The following is a 12119-nucleotide window of genomic DNA, read 5'->3' as shown; positions in this document are numbered from 1 at the left end:
GGAGCGTGATGAACAGTCGATCATGTCCCCCCGGGACGGGAGACGGAACGGGTGGCCTCCCCTGCGCCGGATCGGCAGGGTGCACACCGGCACAGCTCACACCCAAGGAGCAACAGTGAGTCAGATGAGCCAGGCGGCTCAGAACCTGAACTGGCTGATCACGCACTTCGTGGACAACACCCCGGGGGTGTCGCACACGGTGGTGGTCTCCGCCGACGGGCTTCTGCTGGCCATGTCGGAGGGGTTCCCGCGTGACCGCGCCGACCAGCTCGCCGCCGTCGCATCCGGCCTGACCTCGCTCACCGCGGGAGCCTCCCGCATCTTCGAGGGCGGAGCCGTCACCCAGACCGTCGTCGAGATGGAACGCGGCTTCCTGTTCATCATGTCCATCTCCGACGGCTCCTCCCTCGCCGTCCTCGCCCACCCCGAGTGCGACATCGGCCTCGTCGGCTACGAAATGGCCCTCCTCGTCGACCGCGCCGGCAGCGTCCTGACCCCCGCCCTACGCGCGGAACTCCAGGGCAGCCTCCTGCACTAGGCGGGCAGCGACCACGTACTTCGGACGTCCCCCGGCCGGTCACGCGTCGTCACCCACGACCCGACCGAACCTGGACGGACACCAGCGCCGAGCCGCCGGCCGCCGTACCGCGGCCAGGGCACGGCGCTCCGCCCCGACCGACCCGGCTCCGCTCGCCCCGCCGACACGGCGGGGCGAGCGGGCGCACGGGGAGGGACGGGTCGAGAACCCCACCGGCCGGTCCGTTCGTACGTCCCCGGCCTGGCGGCGGAGCAGAACGTGTCCGACGGCCGCGGAAGCCCTTGCAACCCACGGTGCGCCGCTCCCGAAGACGCCCTGACCGCCCCCTCCCGGCAGCACCACGGATTCCAGCGCACCCAGCGCGAGGAGGACCCATGAATCCCCGTCCCGGTATGGCCGACTCCCACGGTCCCGCGCACGGTGGCCAGTACGGCGCCCCAGCCGACGGCCACTGGGGCGACGACTACGCCTCCTACGGCGTGCCACGGCAGCAGGGCGCCGGCCAGCACACCGCGGAGCCGTACCCGGAGCACAACTACGAGGGCTACCGCTACGGCGCCCAGGGGCCGGGCTACCCGGAGTACCCCGACGCGGGCACCGACCACGACGTCGACGACGAGTACGAGGCCGGCGAGGACGAGTTCGACGAGGACGGCGGCCTCTACGAGGACGACGGCGAGCCGCTGGTCCGCCCCTACGCCATGACCGGCGGACGGACCCGGCCGCGCTACCAGCTGGCCATCGAGGCCCTGGTGCAGACGACCGGTCAGGCCCAGGGGGTGTCCGGGCTGCTGCCGGAGCACCAGCAGATCTGCCGGCTGTGCCAGGACGTCAAGTCGGTGGCGGAGATCTCCGCGCTGCTGACCATCCCGCTCGGCGTGGCCCGGATCCTCGTGGCGGACCTCGCCGAGGCCGGCGTGGTCGCCATCCACCAACCCGGCGGAGCCGACGCCGGACAGCCCGATGTGACACTGCTGGAAAGGGTGCTCAGTGGACTTCGCAAGCTCTAAGCCGTACCCACCGGACGGCGAGGGCGGGCCGGCACGGCGCGCCACCACCTCGGCGAAGATCGTCGTCGCCGGAGGCTTCGGAGTGGGCAAGACGACGCTGGTCGGCTCGGTCTCGGAGATCAACCCGCTGCGCACCGAGGCCGTGATGACCTCGGCCTCCGCGGGCATCGACGACCTCACCCACGCCCCGGACAAGACCACCACCACGGTGGCGATGGACTTCGGGCGCATCACCCTGGACGAGGACCTGATCCTGTACCTGTTCGGCACGCCCGGGCAGGACCGCTTCTGGTTCATGTGGGACGACCTGGTCCGCGGCGCCATCGGCGCCGTGGTGCTGGTGGACACCCGCCGCCTCGCCGACTGCTTCCCCGCGGTGGACTACTTCGAGAACTCCGGCCTGCCGTTCGTCATCGCCCTCAACGGCTTCGACGGACACCAGCCGCACGACCCCGAAGAGGTCCGCGAGGCCCTGCAGATCGGCCCCGACACACCGATCGTCACCACCGACGCCCGACGCCGGGACAGCGCCAAGTCCACGCTGATCACCCTCGTCGAACACGCCCTCCTCGCCCGACTGAGGTAGGGGCCCCGCGCCGCGTGCCGCCTGACCGGGCGGCACCCGCGCCCGCTCCGGACGCGCGCGCCCCCGACGCGCCCTCACCCGGCCCCGCGCCCGCCGGCCCGCGCCCCGGCGGCCGCGCCCGCCGGCCCGGTGCCCGCCCCGCCCGGCAACCCCCCGGCCACCGCCCAGCCGCCGCCCGGCCACCGCTCGGCCGCCGCCCGGCCACCGCCGCGCCACCCGGGTCGACCGCCGGGGCGGCCCCTTGCCGTACCTCGCGGTAACTGCGGTACGCTTCGAGCCGCATCGGGCCATTAAACGGCCCTAAAGACTTCGTAACGATCCTCCGCCCTGGTGGTGGGATCCCACTCACACGGCGTTACCCACCGTGCGTGACGCCCCGCCCAGCGCGCACGAGCCGGGAGCGTTTAGCCCCCATCGTGCACGGTTCGCCCGTTTCGCCGGGACGAGCCGACGGTCCGTCCACTATTTGGCCGACCTCACGCCACCATGCTGGAATGCATGGCGCCCCATGACTGCCGTCCGTCCGTGTCCGCAGTCGGTCGACCAACGGTGCACCGGGCGGCGCTTGCGGCGGACCCGACCACATAGGGCCTTCCCGGCCGAGAGGTTGCTTGTTCCAGTGAGGCGTACGCAGGCAGAGCAGGCGCGACGCCGCGCCGAGGCGACGGCCACCACCGCCGGCACCGGTACCACCGGCGCCGGTGACAAGGCGCGCACGCGCCGGGGCGCACGTGGCGCCGCGGCCTCCGACGCCCCCGCCACCGACGCCACGGCGTCCGGGCCGGACGCGGGGGCCACCGACAGCAAGGGCAGGTCCACCCGGGGCGGTCCGCCCGGCTCGACCGCCTCCTCGGGCTCGCCGATGGCCCAGGCGTTCGGCCGCCGGGGCCCGGACCGGGGCCCGTCGGGCGCCCGCACGCCCGGCCCGGAGGGCAACGGCCCCTCCCGCCCGGACGACACCGGGTCCGACGACTCCGGCGGCTCCTCCGGTGGCAGGCGCCGCCGCTTCCAGCGCGACTCGCTGCGGCTGCGCAACTGGCGCGTCCCCACCCGGCTCGCGGCGATCCTGCTGATACCCGTGGTCCTGACGCTGATCTTCGCCGGTCTGCGCGTCGAGGACCAGATCAGCCGGGCACGGCAGGCGGGCGAGACCGAACGCGTCGCCCGGCTCGCCGCCGCGGCCGCCGAGCTGACCAACGCCCTCCAGGTGGAGCGGGACATCACCGCCATCCACCCGGAGGAGAAGGAGGAGGTCGGCGAGGTCCAGGCCGCCCGCAACGCCACCGACACCGCGATGGTGGCGTTCTTCGAGGCCGCCGAGCAGGCGCCGAACCACTCCAGCATCACCGACCGCGTCGAGGACTTCCGGGTGCGCTCCCAGCACCTGGAGAGCCTCCGGGAGAACGCCTACTCCCCGCGGCTCACCGTGCTGGCCACCCAGCTCGCCTACTCCGACCTGTTCGAACCGCTGGCCTCCTTCAGCAACGAGCTCGGCGGTGGCACGGACAGCGACGTCAACAGCCGCGGACGCGCCATCTACGCGCTCTCCCTCGCCAAGGCGTCCAACTCCACCCAGCGCACCATCATCGGCTTCGCCATGACCCGCGGCACGCTCACCAACGCCGAGCTGATCGCCGCGCAGGCCGCCGCCACGCTGGAGAACACCGCGATCAACGAGTTCATCGCCGGCGCCGAGCTGGAGGACAAGGACGTCTTCGACCAGCGCATGGGCGAGATCGACACCCGCGGCGCCACCAACCTCCAGCAGCAGGCGCTCTCCCGCGGCGTCGCCCGGGGCGCCCTGGCCGCCGACCCGTTCGACCCCGAGGAGTGGTACGAGATCACCGGCCCGGAGTTCAACCAGCTCCGGGTCGTCGAGCGGGAACTGCTGGACAGCATCCTGGAGGACGCCGGCCAGATGCAGGCCGACGCCCAGCGCGAGGCCGTCTGGAACTCCGCGGCCGTGCTGCTGGCGCTGATCGGCGCCGTCCTGTTCGCCGGCCTGATCGCCCGCTCCATGGTGGGCGGCATGCGGGTGCTGCGCTCCTCCGCCCTCGACATCTCCCGCAACCGCCTGCCCGAACTGGTCGAGCGGCTCTCCCAGTCCGACCCGGAGCGGGTGGACACCACCATCAAGCCCATCCCGCTGCACGGCCGCGACGAGATCGGCGAGGTCGCCCGGGCCTTCGACGGCGTGCACCGCGAGGCCGTCCGGCTGGCCGCCGAGCAGTCGCTGCTGCGCAACAACGTCAACGCGATCTTCACCAACCTCTCCCGGCGCAACCAGGGCCTGGTGGAACGCCAGCTCGCCCTGATCACCGACCTGGAGAACAACGAGGCCGACCCCGAGCAGCTGGAGAGCCTGTTCCGGCTGGACCACCTGGCCACCCGCATGCGCCGCAACGGCGAGAACCTGCTGGTCCTCGCCGGCGAGGAGCCCGGCCGCCGGTGGACCCAGCCCGTCCCGCTGCTCGACGTGGTCCGCGCCGCGGCCTCCGAGGTGGAGCAGTACGAGCGCGTCGAGCTGGTCAACGTGCCGGAGACCGAGGTCACCGGCGCCGCCGTGAACGACCTGGTCCACCTGCTCGCCGAGCTGCTGGAGAACGCGACCACGTTCTCCGCCCCCAACACCACCGTGCACGTCAACGGGACGCCGCTGCCGGACGGCCGGATGCTCATCGAGATCCAGGACCAGGGCATCGGCCTGCCGGCGGACGAGGTGGAGCCGATCAACGAACGGCTGGCCAAGCCGCCGGTCATCGACGTCTCGGTGTCCCGCCGGATGGGCCTGTTCGTGGTCGGCCGGCTCGCCGCCCGACACGGCGTGCGGGTCCAGCTGCGCCCGGCCTCCGACGGCCGCGGCACCACCGCCCTGGTGATGATCCCGGCCTCCGTGGTGCTCCGCGAGGACCGCCGCGGCGACGAGGACTTCCGGGCCTCCCGCCCCGCCCCGGAGAGCCAGCAGGGCCCGGCCGCCGCCACCGGCCAGCCCGCCCGCGAGGCCGGCCAGGGCGGCCTGCCCGGCGGCCGGCAGCGCGCCGCCGGCGAGCTGCCCAGCCGGCGCCGCGGCGCCACCCCGGGGCTGCCCGAGCCGAGCGCGGGCCCGGCCGCCGGTGCGAACCCCCAGGGCCCGGCCGCGGGACAGGCCGGCTCCCGCCACGCCGGCGGGCGCCCCGGCCAGCAGGACGCCGCGTCCCGCGCCAACGGCCAGCAGGGCCGGCCCGGCGCCGACGCGCCGGCGGCCGGGCTGCCGCACCGGGAGCGCCCCGCCGCGCAGCCGCTGCCGCGCCGTGACGCGTCGGACCGCCCCGGCACGGACGGCGGCCCCGTCGAGCCCCGCCGGCCGAACGAGTACGAGACCGGACTGCACCCGGTGGCCGGGCTGCGCGGCCAGGAGTACTCCACCGGCGAGCACCGCGCCGACGAACTGGGCCGCCGCGAGGACCCCCTGGGCGACGCGGCCGGCGCCGGCTACCCGGACCCGTACCGGGCCGAGCCCTACGCCACCGGCCAGTACCCGACGCCCGGCCAGTCGCCGACGGCGGGGCGGTCCCCGCTCGGCTACGAGTCGGACGACCGCTACCCGGCCGGCTACGACGGCGGCGCCGGCACCGGCTCCTACGACACCGGCTCCTACCCCACCGGCTCCTACGACACGGGGGCGTACGCCACCGGCGGCTACGAGACGACCCAGTACGACACGGGAAGCTACGACACCACCGCCTACCGCGCCGAGGGCGCCGGCGACCACCGCGCCGAGCGCTACGCCGAGGAGCCCTACGGCGCCACCGGCTACCAGGAGGGCCGCCTCCCCGCGGAGGACGGCTACCCCACCGGCGAGTACCGCGCCCAGGAGTACGACACCGGCCGCCGGCGCACCGGCGGCTACCCCGCCGAGGCCGCTCCGGCCGAGAACCCGGAGACCGGCGCGCTCCCCGTGGTCGACCCGTACGCCACCGGCGCCTTCCCCACGCTGCCCGCCCAGGCCGACCCGGCCGCCGAGCCGCTCGGCCCCGGCGCCGGCCGCACCGCCCCTGCGGGATACCGCGACGGCTACCCGGCCGAGCGCGCCCACCCCGCCGAGCCCGGCTACGGCTCCGGCCGCGACCGCCGGGGCGACGCGGTGCCGCACGGCCTCGACCCGGTGCCGCCGGTCCGCCCGTCCGCCGCGAAGCCCGCGGCCTTCGGGACCGGGCCCGGCGACACGGCCGAGATCCCCCTCCTCCCCGCGGGGCCGACCCCCGCCCCCGCCCCGCGGGAGGACCGCCCGCTGCGGCCGGACACCGGCCGCCCGTCGCCGACGCGGCCTCCGGCCCGTCAGGAGCGGCCGGAGACCACCGCCCGGCCCTCAGGCCCCGCCCGGGGTGCCGAGGGCGCCCAGCGGCCCTCCACCGCCCGCGAGGAGGGCCCCCGCTCCCTGCCCCCGGTGCGCCCCCTGGAGCGCGGCGCCGGAGAGGGAGACAATCGAGCGTCCGGGTCGCTCTTCGAGGAGCGCTCCCCGTACCAGACGGGGTCGTACTTCGAGCGCGGCCAGCGGCCCGAGCCGGCGCCGCCCGCCGGCCCGGCCGCCGGCCCCCTCGGGGGCACGGTCGGCGGGACGGGTGGAGCCGTCAGCGACCCGCGCTCGGAAACCGCGGCGGGGGAATGGCGCTCCGCCAACGACGAACGCTGGAGCCGGGCCGGGCAGGTGCGTGAACCGCACGCCGGCGGGCTCACCTCGTCCGGCCTGCCCCGGCGGGTCCCGCGCGCCAACCTGGTGCCGGGGGCCGCCAAGGAGACACCGCAGGCCGGCCCGCAGGTCTCCCGTGCGCCGGAGGACGTCCGCGGACGTCTGACCAACCTGCGGCGCGGCATCCAACAGGGCCGCCGCGCCCAGGGCGACACGGACAGCCATGGCCCCGAGAACCAGGAGCGTTAGTTGACACAGATGAGCCAGGCGGCTCAGAACCTGAACTGGCTGATCACGCACTTCGTGGACAACACCCCGGGGGTGTCGCACACGGTGGTGGTCTCCGCCGACGGGCTTCTGCTGGCCATGTCGGAGGGGTTCCCGCGTGACCGCGCCGACCAGCTCGCCGCCGTCGCATCCGGCCTGACCTCGCTCACCGCGGGAGCCTCCCGCATCTTCGAGGGCGGAGCCGTCACCCAGACCGTCGTCGAGATGGAACGCGGCTTCCTGTTCATCATGTCCATCTCCGACGGCTCCTCCCTCGCCGTCCTCGCCCACCCCGAGTGCGACATCGGCCTCGTCGGCTACGAAATGGCCCTCCTCGTCGACCGCGCCGGCAGCGTCCTGACCCCCGCCCTACGCGCGGAACTCCAGGGCAGCCTCCTGCACTGACCGTTCCCGATCCGCGGCGAGCCCGGGGATCCAATGGCGGATTCCCGGGCTCGGTGCCAACCTGACGCGTCGTTGTCTGAGAAGATCCACCCGATCGGGTGAATCTCGGGGGCGGCCCCCGCAAGGCGGCCGTGCGGCAGGACGACACCGGCAGGCGCGGCGCAGACAGCGCAAGGAGGAAGACGATGACACCGCACCAGCCCATGGAGGATCCGCACGGGAACTCCTACGGGAACGGTTACGGAGCCCCGGGGCAGGACCCCTACGGCGGCGGCTACCAGCAGCCCTCCTACGGCGAGCAGCCGTACGAGCAGCCGTACCGGGACGGCGGCGGCTGGCAGCACCCGCAGGGACCCGGCACGCACGCCCCGGGCGCCGTCCCGGACCAACGCCCCGCGGCGCCCGATCCGGATCCCGGCGGCGGCGGGGCGCGGGGCGCCTCGGGCCGCGACGGCGACGGCGGCGGCTACCGCACGACCCGCGGCTCCCAGCCCCTCGTGCGCCCCTACGCCATGACGCGCGGCCGGACCCGGCCGCGCTACCAGCTGGCGATCGAGGCCCTGGTGCAGACCACGGGCCCGACCGACCGCACCCCCGGGCTACTGCCCGAGCACCGCAAGATCTGCGGCCTGTGCCAGGACGTCAAGTCGGTGGCGGAGATCTCGGCCCTCCTCACCATCCCGCTCGGCGTGGCGCGAATCCTCGTGGCGGACCTCGCCGAGGCCGGCGTGGTCGCCATCCACCAACCCGGCGGAGCCGACGCCGGACAGCCCGATGTGACACTGCTCGAAAGGGTGCTCAGTGGACTTCGCAAGCTCTAGCCCAACCGCTACGGCCGGCCAGGGCCAGGGTGCAGGACGCGCCACCACCTCCGCGAAGATCGTCGTCGCCGGCGGCTTCGGTGTTGGCAAGACCACGCTGGTCAGTGCCGTCTCCGAGATCAACCCGCTGCGCACGGAGGCCGTGATGACCTCCGCCTCGGCCGGAATCGACGACCTCACCCACGTGAGTTCGAAGACCACGACGACCGTGGCGATGGACTTCGGGCGCATCACCCTGGACGAGGACCTGATCCTCTACCTGTTCGGCACGCCCGGGCAGGACCGCTTCTGGTTCATGTGGGACGACCTCGTCCGCGGCGCCATCGGCGCCGTCGTCCTGGTGGACACCCGCCGCCTCGCCGACTGCTTCCCGGCGGTCGACTACTTCGAGAACTCCGGGCTGCCGTTCGTCATCGCCCTCAACGGCTTCGACGGACACCAGCCGCACGACCCCGAAGAGGTCCGCGAGGCGCTCCAGATCGGCCCCGACACGCCGATCATCACCACCGACGCCCGACGCCGGGACAGCGCCAAGTCCACGCTGATCACCCTCGTCGAACACGCCCTCCTCGCCCGACTGAAGTAGTCCGGGTCACGGCAGGAACGGCCCAGGCCCGCCGTACACCCTCGCGAGGTGTACGGCGGGCCTCCGCCGTTCGGGCGCCGAACCGCCGTTCGCGCGCCGGGGGCCGCCGTTCCGCGGGTCCGCGGGTCCGCAGAGCGACTAGCTCCCGGGCTGGTGGTAGGGCGGCTGCTGGGCCTGCGGGTGCCCGGGCACCGGCGGCGTCGCCTGCTGCGGCCACTGCTGTGCCTGGGGGTACGGCTGCGCCTGGGGATAGGGCTGTGCCTGCGGGTACGGCTGCCCGTAGCCGCCGCCGTAGCCGCTCTGCTGCTGCGGACCGGGCCCGTACCCCGCCGCCGGCGGGAACGGCGCCTGCTGGCCCGGCACTCCCGGGCCGCCCGGGGCGCCGGGGCCTCCTCCGGGGCCGCCGCCTCCACCGGGCCCGCCGGAGTCCCGGTCGCGCTCCCGACGGCGACGCGAGCGGGCACCGAGCGCGATCACCAGCACGACCAGTCCGACGACCACCACGCCGCCCACGATCGCGGCGACCAGCACCCCCGAGCCGCCCTCGTCGGCCGCCTCGCCCTCGCCGCCCCCGTCATCCGGAGCGGCGCCCTCCGCCGAGGGCTCGGCCCCCTCCGCCTGCGGCAGCTCGTCCAGCAACGGCCCCTGCTCGGGGCCGGGCTCCACGTCCTCGGTCAGCGCCTGGTAGGGACGCATGATGCCGTACCCGTAGTAGGGGTCCGGGACCTCGCCGGGCGCGCCACCGGGAATCTGCGCCGTCTGCACCAGCCGGTTCACCACCTGCCCGGCCGTCAGGTCGGGGAACTTCGCCCGCACCAACGCCGCGGCGGCGGAGACGAAGGCACTGGCGGCACTGGTGCCATCGACGGTGTCGTACTCCCCCCCTGGCATGGGCACCATGATGCCGTCGGCAGGCGCCGCCACAACGGCATGAGGACCGTAGTTCGTCTGCTCCCACGGCGTCGCATCGCGATTGACGCCGGTCGCGGCCACGACTCCTGGGTACGCGGCGGGGTAACCCGGGAACTCGGGCCCCGCCCCATCGTTCCCCATCCCGGCCACCACGACCACGTCATTGGCCAAGGCATACTCGACGGCCTCGCGATCGGTCGTGAGTTCGCCCGTCACACGGGAAATGTTGATGACGTCGGCGCCATGGTCAACAGCCCAGCGGATGCCCTCCCCCACCTCTCCCGGTGCCGCCTCCGCCCCAACCACCACTGGGAGGATCTGTGCCTGGGGCGCGAGGCCCTTGACACCCGATTCCTGTCCCTGACCGTGCCCATGACCAGCGATCAGCGCTGCCATGGCGGTTCCGTGGCCTGTCGGGTCCTCATTGGTCGCTTCGCTGTCCGTGTCGGTGGCGAAGCCAGGCAGCACCTGCCCCTCAAGGTCCGCCTGGGTGGCGTCCACTCCGCTGTCCAGGACAGCCACCACGACACCCTCACCCTGAGACTCCTGCCAGATGTGCTCGGCGTCGTACTCCACCAAAGGCCACTGCTGGTCACGGATCTCATCGGCAACCGCTGGCGACGTCGAGGCCAGCACCACGCTGCTCGCGACCAACGCACACAGCAGCAAGCTCGCCGATCGACGGCTCTTCATCTCCGCACCACTCCATTCGGCGCGGGAGGTATCGCGCGCCTAGTCCGTCGGTGTGCTAGGCGCACGATACCTACTGTCAAGCCGTCGTACCCGGCCTACTCCACGACCGGCGGAGTCGTGGGCCGCTGCCCCCTGGTCCAGGTCTCCTCGTCCTCGACCAGGTAGTCGGCGCGCTCCCTCTGCCGCTCCTCTTCCTCCCGCGGGCGGCCGTTGTTGGGCCGAGCGCCGTACAGGCCGCCACGGCCCGCGGCGCCGGCGGCGCCACGTCCGCCCGCCGCGCCACGGCGTCCCTGGCCGATACCACTACCGCCCTGGGTGAACGCCGAGGAGCGGCCGGCTCCGGCCTGCGGGGCCCCGACGACTCCACCGGCGCGGGACGCACGCGCTCCGCCCCGTGCGGCACCGCCGCCGCCACGCGCGGCGCCACCGGCGGCGCCGGCACCACCCATGCCGCCCATGCCGGGACGACCACCGGCGCCCGAACCGGAGCGGCCACCCGTGCCGCCGCCGGTCGTGCCACCACCGGCACGGGGGTACCCCGCGCCGCCGCCGCCAACGGCGGGCCTACCGCCCGGCCCGCCACTCGGCCTGCCACCGGGACGGTAGACGTTTCCACCACCGGGCGGCATACCACCGGGGCCGACGTGGTTGGTCGTACCGCCACCGGGGGGAGTGCCCTGGGTGTTGCCGCCGCCAGGGGGCATTCCGCCGTCGATGACCTGTCCGCCGGAGGGCGGGGACCAACTGTCCAGGCCGGTCCCCACGTTGCCGAGCGGCGCGGTGCCGCCGTTGCCGATCCCGTTGGGCCCGAAGACCTGGCCTCCGTAGTTCCCGCCGCCGTCGCTCGGGTTGTAGCCCACCGTGCCACCGGGAGCGCCGGGGCCGGGACCATATCCCAGGCCGGGAGTGCCGCCACCCCCGCCACCGACGTAGCCGCCACCGCCACCCGGGCCCGCCGGGGTGCCGCCACCGCCGTCGGACACACTCGGCCTATTGGTGCTCCCACCGCCACCGGAGTCGTTGGACTGATCCGGGTCATCCGGGGTCCACACTTCGGCGTCCGGGTTCAGCGTGGTGGCCGACTCCTGGTAGACGGACCCCAGCGTCTCCAACTGGATGATGGCCTGCTGACGGCGCTCCTCACCCTCGGAGATGCGCTGCGCCCACCGGTCGAGCGCCTCCTGACGGTCGCCACCGCGCTCCTCGACCGCGGCGACGAAGTCCTCCTGGTTGCGGTAGTCCGTGCCCTCGGTGAAGAAGTTTCCGGCCGCGTCCGTGAAGCTCTCCCAGGCGCTGGGCTCGTCCGGCATGTTCTGCTGGGCGACCTCCAAGGCTCCGGCGGCGTTGGTCATCGCGGTCTGCGCCTCGGTGCACCCCGTCGAGGCGTTGACGGCATCCGTCTGGATGCGGCGGGCCTCCTCCAGGAAGGCGTCGGAGGCCGCACCGGTCCAGGCACTGGCCAGTGTCTCGGCCTTGTTCCTGAGGAAGTCGGCGACCTCGGTCAGGTCGGTGGCGAGCTGCCCGTAGGTGGAAGCGGCGTCCCGGAGCTCCGCCGGGTTCGCGCTCATCACCATGTCGCGCAGGGCGCCGAGGTCGTACGAGGAGAACGGCGTGATATTGCCAGACATCTGG

The 12119-nt window shown here is 74.2% G+C and carries 9 protein-coding genes; 7 read left to right on the top strand and 2 right to left on the bottom strand.

Annotated elements, in window-relative coordinates; genetic code table 11:
* Window positions 1-124: 124 nt before the first annotated feature.
* The 7 genes from FHU37_RS17685 (at window position 125) to FHU37_RS17655 (ending at window position 8882) form a co-directional block, all read left to right on the top strand.
* On the top strand, window positions 125-538 hold the full coding sequence (locus FHU37_RS17685; protein ID WP_179815130.1) for a roadblock/LC7 domain-containing protein: 414 nt from the start codon (window positions 125-127) through the stop codon (window positions 536-538).
* A 374-nt stretch (window positions 539-912) separates the two neighbouring features.
* A complete protein-coding gene (locus tag FHU37_RS17680; protein ID WP_179815133.1) occupies window positions 913-1548 on the top strand; it encodes a DUF742 domain-containing protein in 636 nt (211 codons plus the stop codon).
* Window positions 1529-2134 carry a GTP-binding protein gene (locus tag FHU37_RS17675; RefSeq protein ID WP_179815132.1) on the top strand — a complete coding sequence of 202 codons (606 nt, stop codon included), beginning with the start codon at window positions 1529-1531 and terminating at the stop codon, window positions 2132-2134. Before FHU37_RS17680 ends, FHU37_RS17675 begins: the two co-directional genes overlap by 20 nt.
* Before the next feature lie 619 nt (window positions 2135-2753).
* Window positions 2754-7052, top strand: a complete 4299-nt coding sequence (locus FHU37_RS29065) for a nitrate- and nitrite sensing domain-containing protein (RefSeq protein ID WP_179815131.1) — start codon at window positions 2754-2756, stop codon at window positions 7050-7052.
* A 9-nt stretch (window positions 7053-7061) separates the two neighbouring features.
* Window positions 7062-7475 carry a roadblock/LC7 domain-containing protein gene (locus FHU37_RS17665; RefSeq protein WP_179815130.1) on the top strand — a complete coding sequence of 138 codons (414 nt, stop codon included), beginning with the start codon at window positions 7062-7064 and terminating at the stop codon, window positions 7473-7475.
* Between the two features lie 203 nt (window positions 7476-7678).
* A complete protein-coding gene (locus FHU37_RS17660) occupies window positions 7679-8296 on the top strand; it encodes a DUF742 domain-containing protein (RefSeq protein ID WP_179816355.1) in 618 nt (205 codons plus the stop codon).
* Window positions 8277-8882: a GTP-binding protein gene (locus FHU37_RS17655; protein ID WP_179815129.1), complete on the top strand. Its 606-nt coding sequence runs from the start codon at window positions 8277-8279 to the stop codon at window positions 8880-8882. Before FHU37_RS17660 ends, FHU37_RS17655 begins: the two co-directional genes overlap by 20 nt.
* 138 nt (window positions 8883-9020) lie before the next feature.
* Here the strand turns inward: FHU37_RS17655 and FHU37_RS17650 are convergent, their stop codons facing one another.
* Both FHU37_RS17650 and FHU37_RS29060 read right to left on the bottom strand, forming a co-directional pair.
* On the bottom strand, window positions 9021-10487 hold the full coding sequence (locus tag FHU37_RS17650) for a S8 family serine peptidase (RefSeq protein WP_179815128.1): 1467 nt from the start codon (window positions 10485-10487) through the stop codon (window positions 9021-9023).
* Window positions 10488-10582: 95 nt separating this feature from the next.
* A complete protein-coding gene (locus tag FHU37_RS29060) occupies window positions 10583-12115 on the bottom strand; it encodes a WXG100 family type VII secretion target (RefSeq protein WP_179815127.1) in 1533 nt (510 codons plus the stop codon).
* Between the last annotated feature and the right edge of the window lie 4 nt (window positions 12116-12119).

Origin of the sequence: Allostreptomyces psammosilenae (assembly GCF_013407765.1) — a bacterium.
In the GTDB taxonomy this organism is placed as follows: domain Bacteria; phylum Actinomycetota; class Actinomycetes; order Streptomycetales; family Streptomycetaceae; genus Allostreptomyces; species Allostreptomyces psammosilenae.
Note: the sequence above shows the minus strand (reverse complement) of the source record. Positions and strands in the feature narration are given on the sequence as shown.

Coding starts and splice junctions, on each gene's coding strand:
- FHU37_RS17685 (WP_179815130.1), top strand. CDS start 125: ATGAGCCAGGCGGCTCAGAACCTGAACTGGCTGATCACGCACTTCGTG.
- FHU37_RS17680 (WP_179815133.1), top strand. CDS start 913: ATGAATCCCCGTCCCGGTATGGCCGACTCCCACGGTCCCGCGCACGGT.
- FHU37_RS17665 (WP_179815130.1), top strand. CDS start 7,062: ATGAGCCAGGCGGCTCAGAACCTGAACTGGCTGATCACGCACTTCGTG.
- FHU37_RS17660 (WP_179816355.1), top strand. CDS start 7,679: ATGGAGGATCCGCACGGGAACTCCTACGGGAACGGTTACGGAGCCCCG.
- FHU37_RS17650 (WP_179815128.1), bottom strand. CDS start 10,487: ATGAAGAGCCGTCGATCGGCGAGCTTGCTGCTGTGTGCGTTGGTCGCG.
- FHU37_RS29060 (WP_179815127.1), bottom strand. CDS start 12,115: ATGTCTGGCAATATCACGCCGTTCTCCTCGTACGACCTCGGCGCCCTG.